The organism is uncultured Gemmiger sp. (assembly GCA_944388105.1).
Taxonomy (GTDB): domain Bacteria; phylum Bacillota; class Clostridia; order Oscillospirales; family Ruminococcaceae; genus Gemmiger.
This window is the reverse complement of the sequence record CALXHN010000023.1, coordinates 1-18161: the sequence shown is the minus strand read 5'-3', so window position 1 is coordinate 18161 and position 18161 is coordinate 1. Positions and strand designations below refer to the sequence as shown.

Here is an 18161-nt window from a genome sequence, read left to right as displayed (position 1 = left end):
GTTTGCCATGGCCAATCCAACCATTCGTTTTACCCCGGCACAATCCGCCGCTATCCAGGCCCGGGGCGACAGTCTGCTGGTCAGCGCTGCCGCCGGCTCGGGCAAGACCCGCGTCCTGGTGGAACGGGCCGTGGGTCTTATCACCGACCCGGTGCATCCGGTGGAGGCGGACAGCCTTCTGATCATGACGTTCACCAACGCGGCTGCGGCCAAACTGCGGGCCGATATCACCGCGCGGCTGCAGGCGGAGGTACGCCTCCACCCTGGCGACAGCCGCCTGCGCCGCCAGCAGCTGCGTCTGCAGCGGGCATCCATCGGCACGGTGGATGCCTTCTGCCTGCACTTTGTGCAGCAGCATTTTGCGGCCCTGGATATCCCGCCGGACTTTGAGACCGCCGACGATGCCACTTTGGGGCGTCTGCGCCAGGAGACCCTAGCTGCCGTGCTGGAATCTGCCTATACGGACCCGGATTTCCGCGCCTTTGCGGACCTGTATGACCGGGGCCGCACTGATGATACCGCCGGTTCGGTGGTGCTGGAACTGTACGATTTCACCCGCACCCTGCCGCATCCCGACCAGGTCCTGGATGACTTTGCCGCCATGTGGGCCGGCACCGAGCCGCCGCAGAACACCGCGTGGGGGAAGGCGCTTCTCTCTGCCGCCGCCGCCCGGACGGACGGGGCGCTGCGCCTCATTGATGCGGCCATCGCTTCCGCCACCCGGAGCGAGGAAGCCGACCGTGCCTACACGGCGGTGCTGCTGGATGACCAGAGCAAACTGCAGCTGCTGGCAAACTGCCTGCGCGGCGGTGACTGGGACAAGGCGGTGCAGGCGCTGGAACCCTTCGGGCAGTGGAAGCGCCCCGGTCGGATCAAGGGCGGCAAGGATCAGAACCCAGCCGCCCAGGCGGCCAGCGAACTGCGGGACCGGGCCAAAAAGCAGGTGGAAAAGCTCAAGACGGACTTTCTGCTGTGTACGGCCTCCGAATTTGAGGAGGACCGCCGCCGCGCCGAACCTCTGGTGGCAGCCCTGGTGCGTGTGGTCCGGCAATTTTCCCAGGCATACTTTGCGGCAAAGCTGGAAGAAAAGGTGCTGGATTATGCCGACTATGAGCATCTGACCCTGGATCTGCTTCAGACCCCGGCGGGGGAGCGCACGGCCCTGTGCCGCACAGTCAGTGCCCGCTATGCGGCGGTGCTGGTGGACGAATACCAGGACACCAACGCACTGCAGGATGCCATTTATTTTTCTCTGGCTTCCCCCGAAGGGGACAACCTCTTTTTCGTGGGAGATATCAAGCAGAGCATCTACCGTTTCCGTCAGGCCGACCCCACGGTGTTCACCGAAAAACAGAAAGCCTGGGCGCCGTACGCGGTGCCTGCGGGCGGGACCATGACCCGACCAGCCACCATCGCGCTGGATGCCAACTTCCGCAGCGCGCCTGCGGTGATCGAGGGCGTCAACTTCCTGTTTGACCAGGTATTTTCCGCCAACCTGGGCGGCATCGCCTACGGTCCGGGACAGCGCCTGGTGGTGGGCAAACCCGGCAGCTACGACGGCCGGTGCGAACTGCTGGTCCTGAACGGCTGCACCGACCCTGCCGCCGACGATGCCCGGGCCATCGCAGCCCGGATCCTGGACATGGAGAAGGATGGGTTCCAGGTACGGGAAGGGGACCAGGTCCGTCCCTGCCGCAGCGAGGACTTCTGCATCCTGCTGCGCAGCCGGGGCGATTTCCCGGTATACGAGTCGGCCCTGCGCGCGGCGGGCATCCCCGTCTTCGCGGATGCAGCCGCCGATCTGCTGGACACCCCCCATGTGCGGCCCTTTGCCGCGCTGCTTCGCATCATCGATAACCCTGCCCAGGATGTGGAGCTGTCGGCGGTGCTGCTCAGTCCGCTGTATGACTGCCGTCCCGATGATCTGGTCCGTCTGCGGGCCAAAGTGCCGGGAGGTAGCCTGTATGCCGCTGTGCGCCAGGGACCCCGGGACCGGTTCGGTCCCTTCCTGGACGATCTGCAGACCTTCCGCCATCTGGCCCGCACGCTGCCGGTTCCGGCGCTGATCGAAGAGCTCTTTGCCCGCACCGGCTATCTGGCTGCGGCGGGGGCCATGCCCGACGGTGCCCGCTGCCGGGAAGATCTGCTTGCGTTTGCGTCCTGGGCCTCCGGGGCGGGCGCCCGGGGACTTCCGTCCCTGATCCGCGCCATGAATGCCGCCCAGCAAAACGGCGGTGTCACCCCCGGCGGCGGGGGACAGAGCCGTCCCGGCTGTGTTTCCATCATGACGGTGCACCGCTCCAAGGGCCTGGAATTCCCGGTGGTCTTTGTGGCGGGCACCACCCATAAATTCAACCAGAGTGATGTGGTCCGTCCGGTGCTTTGCCACCGCAACCTGGGGGTGGGGCTCACCCTGCGGGACGGCACCCGGGCCAGCCGGTACAAGACCCTGCCCTACGCAGCCCTGGCCCAGAGCATCCGTGCCGAGACCCTCAGCGAGGAAATGCGGATCCTGTACGTGGCCCTGACCCGTGCGCAGGATGCCCTTATCATCACGGTGCCCTGCAAGGACCTGGAACGGGAACTGGCCGTGCCGGCGCTGTGCGCGGCGGCAGGGGCAACCGGGGCCGAAACGCTGCAGGGATTCCAGAACTGGGGCGGCTGGCTGCTTACTGCCGCGCTGCGCCATCCCATGGGGCAGAAGCTTTGGGGATACACCGAATTCCTGCCCACCTATGTGTCCAGTCAGGCCCCGCTGCAGGTGCAGGTGGAAACCCCGCCTCCGCCCGCTGCCGCGGCGGTTCCCCAGCCGGAGGCGCAGCCGGATGCAGCCCTGCAGCAGGCGCTGCTGCAGAACTTCCAATGGCAGGACCCGGCGGAACTGCTGCATGATATCCCGGTCAAGGTCAGCGTCTCTGCCGTGACCCACGCGGCCCGGGACGTGGCGCTGGAACGTCCGGCCTTCCTGCAGAAAGACGGAATGACCGGGGCGGAACGGGGCACCGCACTGCATGCTTTTCTGCAAAGCATGCCTTTTGAGGAGGCGGAACCCGACCTGGATGCCGAGGTGCAGCGCCAGCTGGACCTGCGTCTGCTGGATCCGGCGCTGGCCAAGGTACTGGACCTGGAAGCGGTGCGCCCCTTCCTGCAGGGGCCGCTGTGGCGGCGCATCCGGCAGGCAAAGCGCATCCTGCGGGAAGAACCCTTCATCACCTCTCTGCCCGCCTCGGAGGTCATCGGCGATGCGCCGGCCCGGGCCGCCGTTCTTGTACAGGGCATTGCCGACCTGGTGCTGGTCTTTGATGACCACGCCGAGATCGTGGACTACAAGACCGACCGTTCCCGGGACCCGGATTACTATATAAAGGAATACGGGGCACAGCTGCGGCTGTATCGTCGGGCCTTTGCGCTGCGCCTGGGGGTGCCGGTGAACCGTCTGACCATCTATTCCTTCTCCCTGCAGCAGGAGGTCGATGTGCCTCTGCAATGAGGAGAAACCGGCCGGTTGAACGGCAGAGTGTAATTTTATTTGCCTGTGCCCCTTGACTTGTAAGGGTATATTGTGCTATTATGATAGCACCTCTTTTGCGGGTTTTATTTTTTGTGCCCATTTTCAGGGCCGCCCGCAAGCCGAGGGAGGCTTGGACCGCCGAAATTCGACCGCGCGGTCCGCTACAAACCGTTATAATGGAGGTGCCGAACAATGACTGTCAAAATCACCCTCGCCTGCACGGAATGCAAGCAGCGCAACTACAACAAGCAGAAGAACAAGAAGAACAATCCCGATCGTCTCGAGATGAAGAAGTACTGCCGCTTCTGCAAAAAGCACACGGTCCATCGCGAAACCAAGTAAGTGAAGGAGCTCTGAACAATGGCTGATAAGAACGCGGTCAATGACACCGCTGCCAAGGCTTCGGAACAGAAGAAGGACAAGAAAGCCGCCACCGGCAAGAAAAAGTCCTCTTTCATGGACAAGGTCAAGGGCTTCTTCGCAGGCATCGCCAAGTTCTTCAAGGACACCAAGAGCGAACTGAAAAAGGTCGTGTGGCCCAGCCGTAAGGACGTCAGGACCAATACCATCACCGTCATCGTGGTCGTGCTCATCGCGGCCGTGGTGCTGGTGCTGCTGGATATGGCGTTCGGCGGCCTGATCCACCTGCTCATCGGTGCATAAAAGCGGAGGCGAACCCATGGCTGAACAAGCGTATTGGTATGTGGTGCATACCTATTCCGGCTATGAAAACAAGGTCGCGCAGGACCTGATGACGATGGTGGAAAACCGCCGTCTGCAGGACATGATCTGCGACGTGAAGGTCCCCACGGAGACCGCCGTTGAAGACGTGTTCGACAAGCAGGGCAACAAGATCGGGGAAAAGGAAGTCCAGCACAAGGTCTACCCCGGTTATGTGTTCGTCAAAATGGTCATGACCGACAGAACCTGGTACATTGTACGCAACACCCGCGGCTGCACCGGCTTCGTGGGTCCGGCTTCCAAGCCGGAACCCCTGTCCGAAGAAGAAGTGGCCAAGCTGGGTGTGGAAATGGTCGCCGAACCGTCCATCGATTATGCGGTGGGCGATACGGTGGAGATCACCGCCGGTCCGATGGAAGGCTCCGTCGCCACCGTGGAGGAGATCGACAAATCCGCGCGCAAGGTCAAGGTCAAGATCACCATGTTTGGCCGCGAGATTCCGGCCGAGCTGGAACTGTATCAGGTCAAGCTGCTGTAAAGCAAAAGCGGCAGATGTGTCGCAGCCCGCAATTTTCGGTAAAAACCGCAGGTCGGTTTTTATAGGGCGCGTTCCTGCGCCCGTGGGAGGCCCCCAAGGGGCCGTAACTCACCACAAATTATGGAGGTGCAAATATCATGGCACAGAAAATCACTGGCTATATCAAGCTGCAAATCCCCGCCGGCAAGGCGACTCCGGCACCGCCCGTTGGTCCTGCTCTGGGCCAGAAGGGCGTCAACATCATGTCCTTCACCAAGGAATTCAACGAGCGTACCAAGAACCAGATGGGCATGATCATCCCCGTCGTCATCACTGTGTACGCTGACCGTTCCTTCAGCTTCATCACCAAGACCCCGCCGGCTCCGGTCCTCATCAAGAAGGCCGCCGGCATCGAGACCGCTTCCGGCGTGCCCAACAAGAACAAGGTCGGCTCCATCACCCTGGCTCAGGCCGAGGAGATCGCCAAGACCAAGATGCCTGACCTGAACGCTGCTTCTCTGGAAGCCGCCGTCAGCATGATCAAGGGCACCTGCCGCAGCATGGGCGTCACCGTCGAGGGCTGAGGCCGCCGCAAACGTGGGAGGAAGATTCCGATACACCACATTATGGAGGAATGAGTAATGAAACACGGTAAGCATTACGTCGAGAGCGCCAAGCTCATCGACCGTACCAAAGTATACGATCCGCAGGAAGCCCTGGAGCTGTGCTGCAAGACTGCCCGCGCCAAGTTCGACGAGACCGTCGAGCTGCATGTCCGCCTGGGCGTTGACAGCCGTCACGCTGACCAGCAGGTCCGCGGCGCCGTCGTGCTGCCCAACGGCACCGGCAAGAACGTTCGCGTCATCGCCATCTGCAAGGGCGACGCCGCCAAGGCTGCCGAGGCTGCCGGTGCGCAGGAAGTCGGTGATGATGATCTGATCGCCAAGATCCAGGGCGGTTACCTGGACTTCGACGTTCTGGTCACCACCCCGGACATGATGGGCCGTGTTGGCCGTCTGGGTAAGATCCTGGGCCCCCGTGGCCTGATGCCCAACCCCAAGGCCGGCACCGTGACCCCCGACGTGGGCCGCGCTGTCACCGAAGCCAAGGCCGGTAAGATCGAGTACCGTCTGGACAAGCAGAACATCATCCATGTTCCTGTGGGCAAGGCTTCTTTCGGCGCCGAAAAGCTGATGGTCAACCTGGACACCGTCCTGGAAGCCATCGCCAAGGCCAAACCGGCCGCTGCCAAGGGCCAGTACTTCAAGAGCGCCACCATCGCCACCACCATGGGCCCCGGCGTTCGCGTCAACACCCTGAAGTACGGTGTCTGATTGACACAAAAGTATTGACAAACGCACGTTTCGGTGCTATAATAGCTACGCTGTTTTTAAGACAGCAGGTGCTGATGCAAAAGTCAGCCTAACGGGCGCAAGCCCGCCTGCCGAGAAACGTGCGCTTGATTGCTTTTTCAAGCCCCTTTTCCCGGCAACGGGGAAGGGGCTTTTTTCATGGGATTTTCCCGAAAAAGCCGCTTGCCTGTTCAACTGAAATCTGCAAGCGGAACGAGGTGAAAAAGAAATGCCCAGTGCAAAGATTCTGGAATCCAAGAAGGCGTTTGTTGCCGAACTGAACACCAAGATCACCGGCTCTCTGGCCGGCGTTGTGGTGGCTTACAACGGCATCAGCGTTGAGAACGACACCAAGCTGCGTAAGGAACTGCGTGAAGCCGGCGTTGAGTATATGGTCGTGAAGAACACCATGCTGCGCCGCGCTGTCGCCGGCACCGCTTACGAGGGCCTGACCGAGTACTTCAAGGGCGACACCGCCATCGCGCTGTCTGCTGAGGACCCGGCCGCCGCTGCTCGCATCCTGTGCAAGTACGCCGACAACGACAAGTCCAAGCGCTTCACCGTCAAGGGCGGCTTCTGCGATGGTCAGCTGCTGGATGCAGCCGGCGTCAAGAGCCTGTCCACCATGCCCAACCGCGAGGGGCTGCTCTCCATGGTTGCCGGCTCCCTCAACTCCATCATTGGTGGTCTGGCTGTTGCCATCCAGGGAATCGTCGACAAGCAGGAAGAACCCGCTGCCTGATCCTTCGGGCTGCATGAGGGCCGCGGCATGAATGGGCCCCTCGAAAAATAAGCCTGCCGCACAAAACAATTCAAAATTAAATGGAGGTATCCTACCATGGCTTCTGAAAAGATCACTGCCATTGTCGAGTCTGTCAAGACTATGACTGTTCTGGAGCTGAAAGAGCTCGTTGACACCATCTGCGAAGAGTTCGGCGTTTCCGCCGTTGCCGCTGCCGCTGCTCCCGCTGCCGGCGCTGCTGCTGCTCCCGCTGAGGAAGAGAAGACCGAATTCGACGTCATCCTGAAGGACGTCGGCGCCAACAAGATGCAGGTCATCAAGGCCGTCAAGGAACTGACCGGCGCTTCCCTGATGGAAGCCAAGAAGCTGGTTGAGACCGCTGACGCCAAGCTGAAGGAGCAGGCTCCGAAGGCTGAGGCCGAAGAGATGCAGAAGAAGCTGGAAGAAGTCGGCGCCAAGGTCGAACTGAAGTAAGCTTTTTCCCTCATACAGTTAAGAAGGCCGCTGCCCCGCAAAGGGCAGCGGCCTTTGTTTTGTATTCTGTCAGGAAAAGGGCAGGGGAGAGGGCAAGCCGTCGGGTACCGGTCAGCTTTCCGCCTTCTCAAAGATCTCGGCAGCCTGGACCAGCAGCTTCCGGATGGGCAGATGCTGGGGGCACACATGCTCGCACTGGCCGCACTTGATGCAGTCGGACGCCTTGCCGTGCCCGTTGGTGTTCACCTCATAATAGAACTCGCTGTTCCAGTCCTTGTACTGCTTTTTGGCGTTCAGGCAGGCGAACAGGTCGGGAATCAGGATTTCTTTGGGGCAGCCTGCCACGCAGTAGCGGCAGTTGGTGCAGGCGATGGTATCCTGCTGGTGCAGCAGGGTGCACACCCGGGAGACCGCCGCCCGCTCGGCACCGGTCAGCGGAAGGAAGGCCTGCATGTAGCTCAGGTTGTCCCGCATCTGTTCCAGGGTGCTCATGCCGCTGAGGACCATGCCGGTGTCTTCGTAGCTGGCCGCGAACCGCACCGCATAACTGGCAGCGCTGCCGCCGTGCAGATCAGCAAAGACCTGGGCAGCCTCCGGGATCAGGTTGGCCAGACGTCCGCCCTTCACCGGCTCCATGACGATGACCGGCTTGCCGAACTCCTGGCAGACCTCGTAGTTGGCGCGGCTCTGCACGCCGGGATCTTCGTAGTCGGCGTAGTTGAACTGCAGCTGCACCACCTCGATCTCCGGGTGGTCGGTCAGGATGCGCCGCAGCAGCTCCGGTTTGTCATGGAAGGAAAAACCGATATGCCGCACCAGACCCTCGGCCTTCAGCTGCTGTACCGCCTCAAAGGCATGGCAGTTGAGGTAGTGGTCATAGTTGTCGGCGGTGATGGAATGGAGCAGATAAAAGTCAAAGTAATCCACCCCGCAGGCCTTGAGCTGGCTTTCAAACAAAGGCCGGATATCAGCTTCGGTCTTGAAGAAGGAGGAGGTCAGTTTGTCCGTCAGGATGTACCGGTCCCGGGGATACCGGCTGGTCAGGCAGTGGCGCACAGCCAGTTCACTTTTGCCGTCCAGATACCCGTGGGCGGTGTCAAAGTAGCAGAAGCCCCGGTCCAGGAACTCATCCACCATCTGGCAGACCTGATCGGTGTCCACCACCTCGACGTCCTCTTCCAGCTTGCGCATGGGCAGGCGCATCATGCCGAATCCCAGCTTTTTGGCCCCGAAAAGGGATGCATATTTGTTTTCCATGGTAATCCTCCGTTGTTTGTTCAATATCCGCAAAAAAGGGCGTGCCGATGTGGGCACGCCCCGTATCCGGGTCGGGTTTCAGGCCCGCTGTGCAGCCGCACGACGGGTTTTGGGCGGGGGCATTTTGCCGCTGTTTTCCGCGGTGAGCTCATACTGCTCGGTGAAGTGGCGCAGGATCACGGTGCGGCGTACCATGCCGATGAAGACATTGCGGTCATCCACCACCGGCACAAAATTCTGGTCGATGGCAGCGTGCAGCAGCGCGCGCATGTCGGTGGTGACGGGCACGGCCTTGTAATCCCGCCGGCGGGGAAAACTGGAGATGGGTACGTCCTCGCTGGCGTCCAGGTCCAGCCCGTGCAGGTTCTTGATGCCCCACAGAATGTCACCTTCGGTAATGGTACCCACATACTCGCCGTTGCGGCGCAGTACCGGGATGGTGGCAAAACGCTGGTTGGCCCATTTTTCAAGGGTCTGGCGCAGGGTGAAATCCTCGTACACGAACAGGACATCCTGCTTGGGTGTGAGGAAAAAGAGCAGGTTCATAACGGGGTCTCCTTATGAGGAATGTTGGGGGCCGATTGCGGTGCGGAAGGGAAGCCGCCGCTTCCCTTAAAACCAGTATACGCGGGCGGCATGGAAATTTTGTGAATGGAATGTAAAATCCGGCTGACAAAAATGGCGGATGTTTTTGGGCATCTTTTCATGTTTTTTCCGGCTTGTTTCTCAAAAATGCCCCTGTTCAAACGGCGCCAAATAGTGTATAATAAACTATAATTATACGGCGCAAAACACCGGCGGCATTCCCCGCGGGGCGCTTTGCCGCTGATCTCGTAAATAAAGGAGGTTCGGCTTGTGATCACAAAAGTCAATCCCTATGGGCATATTTCGCTTACCAATGAGTACTTCTCCGGCCTGGTGGCCCAGGCGGCCCGTCATTGCTACGGCATCGCCGCCATGGGGCAGAATCCGGCTGCCAACACCGTGCGCCAGACCCTGCGCAACGGCAGCCTGCCGGAAAAGGGCGTCAGTGTGTCTCAGCAGGACGGCAAGCTTGTCATTGCGCTGCATATCAAGGTGGGGTATGGTCTCAACATTGCATCCATTACCCAGAGCATTACCCACCGTGTGCAGGATGAAGTGGAGCGTGCCACCGGTCTGAAAGTGGCCCGCATCGACGTGTATGTGGATGACATCATCTCCGACTGAACCCCCCGCCAGAAGAACTGAGTGTAAGACAATGAGGTGCAAGAATACATGATCAACGGTAAAACTCTGCGTGACGCCATCCTTTCCGGCGCCAACAACATTGCCAACCAGCGCGTCCGCGTGGACGAGCTGAACGTTTTCCCCGTGCCGGACGGCGATACCGGTACCAACATGAGCATGACCATCGGTGCTGCCACCCAGGAACTGCAGGCCATGCCCGATACCTGCACCGTGGCCGAAGCCAGCAAGGCTGCCGCTTCCGCCATGCTGCGCGGCGCCCGGGGCAACTCCGGCGTCATCACCAGCCTTTTGTTCCGCGGCTTCTCCAAGGCGCTGCAGGGCAAAACCAACGCCGAGGCCGCTGACCTGGCCAAGGCGCTGCAGATGGGCGTGGAGGCTGCCTACAAGGCGGTCATGAAGCCCACCGAAGGCACCATCCTCACCGTCACCCGTCTGGCTTCCGAAGCCGCTGCCGCCTCCACTGCCACCGAAGTGCCCGCCCTGTGGGCCGAGGTCATGGCGGCCGGTCAGGCTGCCCTGGAAGATACCCCCAACCAGCTGCCCGTCCTGAAAAAGGCCGGCGTGGTGGATGCGGGCGGCCAGGGCATCATGCTGGTGTTTGAAGGCATGCAGCAGGTCTTTGAGGGCCGCGGCATGGTCGCCAGTGAGGAAGTGGCCCCCAAACCCAAACTGAGCAGCGACGCTGCCGGCAAGGGCGTTTTTGCGGACGACCTGATGAAGGTGGAGGACATCAAGAACGGCTACTGCACCCAGTTCCTGCTGCACAAGAACGAGGATGCCAGCGTGGCCAAGCTGCGGGCCTTCCTGGAATCCAACGGTGATTCCGTGGTGGTCATTGAGGACGACGACGTGGCCAACTGCCATGTGCACACCGCCGATCCCGGCATGATGCTCAGTGAGGCCATCAAGTACGGCTACCTGACCAACTTCAAGATCGAGAACATGCACGAGCAGTTCCTGGCCCGCCAGAAGCAGGGCAAGAGCCTGGAAAAGCAGGCGGAAGCGGAAGGCAAGGCCGCCGGTGAAGAGTTCGTTTACGCGGCCGTTGACCCGGAGCGCACCTACGGCTTTGTGGCCGTGGCCGCCGGCGAAGGCCTGCGTGCTGTCTTCAGTGACCTGGGCGTGGATGCCGTTGTGTCCGGCGGCCAGACCATGAACCCCGCCACCGAGGACATCCTGGCGGCCATCCAGAGCGTGCCCGCCCAGACGGTTCTGGTCCTGCCCAACAACAAGAACATCATCATGGCAGCGGAACAGGCCCAGAAGCTGGCCGACCGCAAGGTCCTGGTCCTGCCCACCCGCACAGTGCCCCAGGGCATGACCGCCATGCTGAACTTTGACCCCGAAGCGGCCCCGGACGAAAATGCCGTCAACATGATGGCGGCTGCCGACAAGGTGGCCACCGGCCTGGTGACCTATGCCGCCCGTGACAGTGAGTTCGACGGCAAGCCCATCAAGAAGGGCGAGATCATGGCCCTGGAAAACGGCAAGATCGTGGCCACCGGTTCCGACATCACCAAGATGACCTACCGTCTGGCCCGCTCCATGCGCAAGAAGGATACCCAGTTCATCACGGTGATCTCCGGCTGCGATGTGGACGAGGCCGACGCCGAACGCACCACCGAGCTGGTACAGTCCAAGTGTGGCAGCAACATCGAAGTCAGCCATATCAATGGCGGTCAGCCGGTGTACTACTACATGATCTCGGTGGAGTAAACAAGGTTTTACAAACACAAAAAAGGACGAATTTGTGCCAAAAGCCAGGTTCGTCCTTTTTTAACATAGGAACTTGCAAGGAAAGGAGGTCCCGGGTATGCCGCCGCTGGACGGATCCATTCAATATCTCAAGGGGGTCGGCCCCAGTTTCGCCAAAAAATTTGAAAAACTGGGCATAACCACCGTGCGGGATCTGCTGCTCCACTATCCCCGCCGGTATATCGACTACTCCAAACCCTATACCGTGGTGTCCGCGCCGTATGATGTGGACTGCTGCGTGCGGGCCACTGTGCTGCAGAAAGAGCCGGACCGGCGTGTCCGGGGCGGGCGGGTGCTCACCCGGGTGCTGGCCGCTGACGACAGCGGGACTCTGAACCTTTCCTGGTTCAATGCGCCCTATGCGGCCCAGAATCTGGAAATAGGGGAGACCTATTACTTTGAAGGCAGGGTGGGCGGTACCCTGACCCGGCGGGAAATTCTGCACCCGCTGGTACGGTCCCAGGCCCAAGTGGCGGCGTCCCCTCTGCTGCCGGTCTACGGTGCCACCGAGGGCCTGCCCTCCGGCCGCATCGCCCGGTGTGTGGAGTCCGCCCTGCCTGCCGCTGCGGATCTGCCGGACCCGCTGCCGCCGGAACTGCTGACCCGCTATCGTATGCCCCCTAAGTCGGAAGCCGTGCGGGCCATCCACGCCCCTCACAGCACCGAGGAGGCTGCCGCCGCCCGCCGCCGCCTGATCTTTGAGGAACTGTACATTCTGCAGTTGGGCATCTTTCTGCTGCGCAGCCACGGCCGCAGGGCCGCCGGGGCGCCCATGCACCCGCTGGACCTGGAGCCTTTCTGGCGCAGTCTGCCGTATGAGCCTACCGGGGCGCAGCGTCGGGCCACCCAGGAGATCACCGCCGACCTCTGCCGCAACACCCCCATGAACCGATTGCTGCAGGGGGATGTGGGCAGCGGCAAGACCCTGGTGGCCGCCGCTGCCATCTGGTATGCCGCCCAGAACGGCTGGCAGAGCGCTCTGCTGGCCCCCACCGAGATCCTGGCCCGACAGCATGCCGCCACCCTGGCTGACCGTCTGGAACCTTTCGGGGTCAATGTGACCCTGCTGGTGGGCGGCATGAAAGCCGCCGAGCGCCGGATCGCACTGGCCGCCATCGAGGACGGTCGGGCGGGACTGGTGGTGGGCACCCATGCAGTGCTCACCGACAAAGTGGTGTTCAAGAACCTGGGGCTGGCCATCGTGGACGAGCAGCACCGTTTCGGTGTACGCCAGCGGGGCGTGCTGGTGGGCAAGGCCCGCAGCCCCCATCTGCTGGTCATGAGCGCTACCCCCATTCCCCGCACCCTGGGGCTGCTTTTGTACGGGGACCTGGATATCTCGGTGCTGGACGAACTGCCTCCCGGCCGCAAACCCATCAAGACCTGGTTCATCACCGGGCGCAAGCGGCGGGACATGTACGGGTACCTGGACAAGCAGATCGAAGCCGGCCATCAGGTGTACATCGTCTGTCCGGCTATTGAGGAGAACGAGCTGGACGCGGGCATGAAGGCGGTAAAACAATATTATGAGGACACCGCCTGTGCGCTGCTGCCTCACCGGCGCATCGACCTGCTCCACGGCAAACTCAAGCCCAAGGAGAAGGAGGAGATCATGCAGCAGTTCAAGGAAGGGGAGCTGGACGTGCTGGTGAGCACCACCGTCATCGAGGTGGGGGTGGACGTCCCCAATGCCACCGTCATGGTCATCGAGAATGCGGAGCGCTTTGGGCTGTCCGCCCTGCACCAGCTTCGTGGACGCGTGGGCCGGGGCGCGGCGGATTCCTGCTGTATCCTCATTTCGGACAACGAGAACGAATCGGTGAAGGAGCGGCTGCATTTTCTCTGCCACACCGCCGACGGCTTCGCGGTGGCCCGGTACGACCTGGAACACCGGGGCCCCGGCGACTTCTTCGGGGAGGCACAGCATGGCCTGCCCACCCTGCATGTGGCCGATCTGGTGCAGGATACCCGCACCCTGAAGGTGGCCCAGCAGGAGGCCAAGGAGCTGCTGACCAGGGATCCCAATCTGGCCCTGCCGGAACATCGGGAACTTTCGGACGAGGTGGAACGGCTTTTTGCCACCGCCGGCGCCATGAATTGAGAGGGAAACCGGAGAAAAATTTGTGCCCCGGGGCACTTTTTGGTATACTATATCTGTATCCGCGGGCCCGCTGCCCGCATGACCTGTGAACCAAGGAACGTCATATGGATTTGCATCGCCTGAAACAATATCTGGCCGCCGGACTGACGGTACTGCTGCTGGCCTGCCTGCTGGCGGCGCCGGCATCGGCCATGTCCGGCTATGACCCGGACTTTGAGCTCACCGCCGAGGCGGCTTATGTGGTCAATCTGGACACCAACCTGGTGGTCTACGAGAAAAACAGCGAGACTCAGGTGACCGCCGCCAGCCTGACCAAGATGATGACCATGCTCCTGCTGCTGAAAAACTACCAGGATCAGCTGGACACCATAACGGTGACGGCACCGGGGTACATTTATGATTATCTGTACGGCAAGAATGCCTCCACCGCCGACTTCCGCCGGGGCGAGACCCATACCCTGCGTACTTTGCTCTACGGCATGGAAGTACAGTCGGCCAACGAAGGCGCCTACATCGTGGCGGACTATATGGGCGGCGGCAGCATTGATAACTTCGTGGCCATGATGAACGATGAGGCCAAGGCCATCGGCTGCACCGGCACCACCTTCACCGACCCCTGCGGCCTGGATGAAGGCAATGTGACCACCGCCAAGGATGCCTACCTGATTCTGCGCGCCCTGATCTCGTATGACGCTTTTGTGGAAGCGGCAGGGGCCTCCAGCTGGGTGGTGCCCGCCGGCAATGGCCGGGAAGCCTACAGCCTGTTCAGTACGGATAAGATGATCACCAAGGGCAGCAGTGTCTACCGGGAATATACCCAGGGCGGCAAGACCGGCAGCCTGTCTTCCGGCTGGCAGAACTTTGCCAGCTGGCATACCCAGGACGGCATCAGCTATATCAGCGTTATGCTGCATTCTTCCACCGACGTGGGCGTCAACCCGGCCCAGATCGAGACCGGGCAGATCATGGACTGGGCATTCGATACCTTCTCGGTCAGTGCGGCGCTGGATACCACCCAGCCCATCTCGGAACTGCCGGTGCGCTATTCCACCGAGGCGGATACTGTCATGCTTTATCCGGTGGACAATATGCTGACGCTGCTGCCTTCTGACGGCGGTGCCTCCCTGACCCAGCAGACCTTCCACCTGCCGGACAGTCTGGCAGCCCCCATCACCCAGGGCGAGGTGGTGGGCAGTGTCACCGTCTCCATTCAGGGGGAAGAGGTGGGCACCGTGGACCTGATCGCCGGCAGCAATGTTTCCCGCAACCAGGTCCTGTACACCATGGCCCGGGTGGGTGAGTTCTTCAGTTCCACCTACTTCAAGGTGGTGGTCATCATCACCATGCTCACGGTGGCCGTATACGCCTTTGTGTGGGTGGCAGCGGTGCTTATGGCCCTCAATGAGGAAGGCAAGAAAATGAACAAGCGGCGCCGCCGCTGAATCGGCATAAAAGAAAACCGGACCGGGAACTTCCCGGTCCGGTTCTTTTTGTCTGATGGCGGACAGATCAGCCGCGCTTTACATAGTCACGCACCAGAGCCTGCAGCAGATCGTCGCGGTCAATGCGGCGGATCAGGGCGCGGGCATTCTTGTAGGTGGTGATGTAGGTGGGGTCCTCCGAAAGAATGTACCCCACAAGCTGGTTGACGGGGTTATAGCCCTTTTCCTCCAGCGCGCTGTATACCAGCATCATGACCTGTTTGATCTCCTGGTCTTTATCGTCGTGGATCGAAAAGACAGCAGTCGGTTCCGAAATCGCCATGGCAACAACCCCCTTTATCAACGCTTATTCAGGAATTCTGTTTTCCATTATATACGATTTTTTCCGGTTTCGCAAGGGGCATCCGCGGCGAAACCCACAAAAAAGACGCATTCTGGTCGGAAAATTTTGCCAAAGCAGGCAAATCAGCCTTCCAGCACCTCACCGTGACGAATGACAGTGCGGATGTTCAGGTCGGCATCTGCCAGGATCACGTTGCCGATACGGCCTTCCGCCAGACTGCCGTAATCGGCCTCAATGCCGATGCAGCGGGCCGGATTTTCGGAGGCGGCGCGCACGGCGCTTTCCAGGGGCACGCCCATCTGCAGCACCGCATGGCGCATGCAGTCATACAGGCAGGTGGCGCTGCCGGCGATGGTGTCGGGGTGTTCGGTCAGGGTGGCGCGGGGACCGCGCACAGTCACGGCCTGTCCGCCCAGGCTGTAGGCACCGTCCGGCAGGCCGCAGGCCATCATGCTGTCCGCAATCAGCACCACATGGTCGTCGCCGAAGGTGTTGAAGGTGAACCGGACCACCGCCGGATGAATATGCACGCCGTCGGTGATCAGCTCCACCATGGCGCCGTCTTCCAGGGCTGCGATGATGGGGCCGGGGTCCCGGTGATTGATACCGGGCATGGCGTTGTACAGATGGGTCATATGGTTGGCGCCGGCGGCAAAGGCAGCCTTGGCGGTATCATAGTCGGTGCAGGTGTGGGCAATGGAGATGCACACTTCTTTGCTGCACTCCTTGATGAAATCCATATTGCCCGGTTCTTCGGGGGCCACATCCACCAGCTTGATCAGCCCGCCGGACCGCTCGTTCAGGCGGCGGAACATGCCCGCGTCGGCGGCCATGACGTATTTGGGGTTCTGGGCGCCCACCTTTTTGGGGCTGATGTAGGGGCCTTCCATGTTGATGCCTACCAGATCGGCGCCGCGCTCGTTTTTGTGGGCGGCAGCCACGTCCATGATACCATTGAGAATCTCCTCGCTGAAGGTCATGGTGGCGGGGCAGATGGCCAGCACGCCCTTGCTGGCTTCAAAGTCTGCGATGGCCTGCAGGCCTTCGGGATCGGCGTCACAGAAGTCGTGGCCCACGGCGCCATGGAAATGGATGTCCACCAGTCCGGGCAGAGCGTACAGGCCGTCAGCGTCAATGACCTGCTCGCCCGGTTCCGCCATGGCGTGGGGGACGATCCGGCCGTTGCGGATCACCAGATCCTGCACAGAAAAGGTATGCTGCGGGGTATAGACTTTGGCGTTGCGAATAATCATAGTTTGTTCCTCGCTTGTTTGCTAAAAACCCCCGCCCCGGCGGGGCAGGGGAGTGGTGGTATTATTTTCAGATCTCGCTCAGCGCTTCCTCATCGCCGACCAGGATGAAGTCGGGATGCATCTGCAGGATGGAGGCGGGCACTTCCGGCGTGACGGGGCCGAAGAAAGCTTTCTTCACGATGGAAGCCTTGTCCTTGCCGCTGGCGACCAGCAGGACCTTGCGGGCCTGCATGATGGTCTTGATACCCATGGTGTAGGCCTGACGGGGCACATCGTCGATGCTCTCGAAGAAGCGCTTGTTGGCCTCGATGGTATCCTGGGTCAGATCCACGCAGTGGGTGCCCAGCTCAAAGGCGGAACCCGGCTCATTGAAGCCGATGTGGCCGTCATGGCCGATGCCCAGCAGCTGCAGGTCGATGCCGCCCACGCTGCGGATGACTTCATCATAGCGGGCGCACTCGGCAGCAGCATCCAGGTTGGTGCCGTCGGGCAGGTTGATGCGGCTGTGGTCGATGTTCACATGGTTGAACAGGTTGTCATGCATGAAGTACCAGTAGCTCTGGGGATTTTCCCGGGGCAGGCCGCGGTATTCGTCCAGGTTGACGGTGGTCACTTCGGAAAAGTCCAGATCGCCCTTGTTGTACCAGTCGATCAGCTGCTTGTAAGTACCCACGGGGGTGCCGCCGGTGGCCAGACCCAGCACGCAGTTGGGCTTCATGATGACCTGGGCAGAGATGATGTTGGCAGCCTTGCGGGACATGTCTTTGTAGTCTTTTGCACGAATGATTTTCATAGTCACAAACCTCCGGAAAAATCAGGATCAGGAAGAAAATATCGCTATTTTTAGTATAGCAATCCGGAACAAAAAAGGCAATGCAGGAAACGGATTCTTTGTGCGATATTCATGAAGAAAACGGACAAAAAGCGGCTCTGCCGGCCGGCAGGGGGAAAACATAAAAAGTGCCACGGACGGGCACAACGCCCGCCCGTGGCGGTAGATGCAGCGGAGAGAACCAGCGGCTCCGCCCCGGAAAACGACTGTTGGAAAGGTACCTTACAGCATCTTCTTCAGCTCATCATAGACGAACTGCACCTTCGGTCCGATAACGACCTGGCAGGCAGTCTTGCTGGGACGGATGACACCGGCAGCACCGGCAGCCTTGACGGCCTTTTCATCAACAGCAGTGCTGTCCTTCACTTCAAAGCGCAGACGAGTGGCGCAGTAGTCAACGTTGGCCACGTTGCCCTTGCCGCCGATGGCGGCCAGAACGCCGGAAGCAATGGCGGTGAAGTCATTGTTTGCCAGCTGGATGTTGGATTCAGCAGCTTCGGCATCCTCATCCTCACGGCCCGGGGTGACCAGGTTGAACTTGGTGATGGCGAAGCGGAACACAACGTAGAAGACGATGAAAGCGGCGATGCCCAGAGGAATGATCATCCAGGTGTTGGCATGAGCCGGCAGAGAAGCGGAGAAGACCAGGTCAGTGGCACCGGCAGAGAACA

18 protein-coding genes are annotated in these 18161 nt (G+C 60.8%); 12 read left to right on the top strand and 6 right to left on the bottom strand.

The window, feature by feature from the left end; all coding sequences use genetic code 11:
* Positions 1–7: 7 nt before the first annotated feature.
* From Q0K17_RS04475 to rplL, 8 genes are all read left to right on the top strand, one after another.
* On the top strand, positions 8–3490 hold the full coding sequence (locus Q0K17_RS04475; protein ID WP_294540388.1) for a UvrD-helicase domain-containing protein: 3483 nt from the start codon (positions 8–10) through the stop codon (positions 3488–3490).
* 213 nt (positions 3491–3703) lie between these two features.
* On the top strand, positions 3704–3853 hold the full coding sequence (rpmG, locus tag Q0K17_RS04470; RefSeq protein ID WP_204648215.1) for a 50S ribosomal protein L33: 150 nt from the start codon (positions 3704–3706) through the stop codon (positions 3851–3853).
* 18 nt (positions 3854–3871) lie between these two features.
* Positions 3872–4174, top strand: coding sequence for a preprotein translocase subunit SecE (gene secE / locus Q0K17_RS04465; protein WP_294540384.1), 303 nt, complete (start codon positions 3872–3874; stop codon positions 4172–4174).
* Positions 4175–4190: 16 nt separating this feature from the next.
* Positions 4191–4730 carry a transcription termination/antitermination protein NusG gene (gene nusG, locus Q0K17_RS04460; RefSeq protein WP_294540382.1) on the top strand — a complete coding sequence of 180 codons (540 nt, stop codon included), beginning with the start codon at positions 4191–4193 and terminating at the stop codon, positions 4728–4730.
* Positions 4731–4867: 137 nt separating this feature from the next.
* Positions 4868–5293, top strand: a complete 426-nt coding sequence (rplK, locus tag Q0K17_RS04455; protein WP_294540380.1) for a 50S ribosomal protein L11 — start codon at positions 4868–4870, stop codon at positions 5291–5293.
* Between the two features lie 57 nt (positions 5294–5350).
* On the top strand, positions 5351–6043 hold the full coding sequence (gene rplA, locus Q0K17_RS04450; protein ID WP_294540378.1) for a 50S ribosomal protein L1: 693 nt from the start codon (positions 5351–5353) through the stop codon (positions 6041–6043).
* Positions 6044–6290: 247 nt separating this feature from the next.
* Positions 6291–6803, top strand: coding sequence for a 50S ribosomal protein L10 (gene rplJ / locus Q0K17_RS04445; RefSeq protein ID WP_294540376.1), 513 nt, complete (start codon positions 6291–6293; stop codon positions 6801–6803).
* A gap of 96 nt (positions 6804–6899) precedes the next feature.
* Entirely contained in the window at positions 6900–7277 is a 378-nt protein-coding gene (gene rplL, locus Q0K17_RS04440; RefSeq protein ID WP_294540374.1) for a 50S ribosomal protein L7/L12, read from the top strand.
* Between the two features lie 111 nt (positions 7278–7388).
* Here the strand turns inward: rplL and Q0K17_RS04435 are convergent, their stop codons facing one another.
* Positions 7389–8534 (bottom strand): aldo/keto reductase, encoded by a 1146-nt coding sequence (locus Q0K17_RS04435; RefSeq protein WP_294540372.1) that lies wholly within the window; start codon positions 8532–8534, stop codon positions 7389–7391.
* A gap of 78 nt (positions 8535–8612) precedes the next feature.
* Positions 8613–9080: a CBS domain-containing protein gene (locus Q0K17_RS04430; protein ID WP_294540370.1), complete on the bottom strand. Its 468-nt coding sequence runs from the start codon at positions 9078–9080 to the stop codon at positions 8613–8615.
* A gap of 309 nt (positions 9081–9389) precedes the next feature.
* Between Q0K17_RS04430 and Q0K17_RS04425 the strand changes: the two genes are divergently transcribed.
* From Q0K17_RS04425 to Q0K17_RS04410, 4 genes are all read left to right on the top strand, one after another.
* Positions 9390–9743: an Asp23/Gls24 family envelope stress response protein gene (locus tag Q0K17_RS04425; RefSeq protein ID WP_294540368.1), complete on the top strand. Its 354-nt coding sequence runs from the start codon at positions 9390–9392 to the stop codon at positions 9741–9743.
* 48 nt (positions 9744–9791) lie between these two features.
* Complete coding sequence (locus Q0K17_RS04420; RefSeq protein WP_294540366.1) at positions 9792–11480, top strand: DAK2 domain-containing protein; 1689 nt, start codon at positions 9792–9794, stop codon at positions 11478–11480.
* A 97-nt stretch (positions 11481–11577) separates the two neighbouring features.
* Positions 11578–13620, top strand: a complete 2043-nt coding sequence (gene recG, locus Q0K17_RS04415; RefSeq protein ID WP_294540364.1) for an ATP-dependent DNA helicase RecG — start codon at positions 11578–11580, stop codon at positions 13618–13620.
* A 104-nt stretch (positions 13621–13724) separates the two neighbouring features.
* Complete coding sequence (locus Q0K17_RS04410; protein ID WP_294540362.1) at positions 13725–15062, top strand: serine hydrolase; 1338 nt, start codon at positions 13725–13727, stop codon at positions 15060–15062.
* Between the two features lie 67 nt (positions 15063–15129).
* Here the strand turns inward: Q0K17_RS04410 and Q0K17_RS04405 are convergent, their stop codons facing one another.
* The 4 genes from Q0K17_RS04405 to Q0K17_RS04390 all read right to left on the bottom strand — a co-directional run.
* Entirely contained in the window at positions 15130–15384 is a 255-nt protein-coding gene (locus Q0K17_RS04405; RefSeq protein ID WP_204648228.1) for an IreB family regulatory phosphoprotein, read from the bottom strand.
* Between the two features lie 143 nt (positions 15385–15527).
* Positions 15528–16658 (bottom strand): N-acetylglucosamine-6-phosphate deacetylase, encoded by a 1131-nt coding sequence (nagA, locus tag Q0K17_RS04400; RefSeq protein WP_294540358.1) that lies wholly within the window; start codon positions 16656–16658, stop codon positions 15528–15530.
* Positions 16659–16725: 67 nt separating this feature from the next.
* A complete protein-coding gene (gene nagB / locus Q0K17_RS04395; RefSeq protein ID WP_294540356.1) occupies positions 16726–17451 on the bottom strand; it encodes a glucosamine-6-phosphate deaminase in 726 nt (241 codons plus the stop codon).
* A gap of 261 nt (positions 17452–17712) precedes the next feature.
* Positions 17713–18161, bottom strand: a 449-nt coding sequence (locus tag Q0K17_RS04390; protein WP_294540353.1) for a glucose PTS transporter subunit EIIB, incomplete at its 5' end; no start/stop codon positions are given.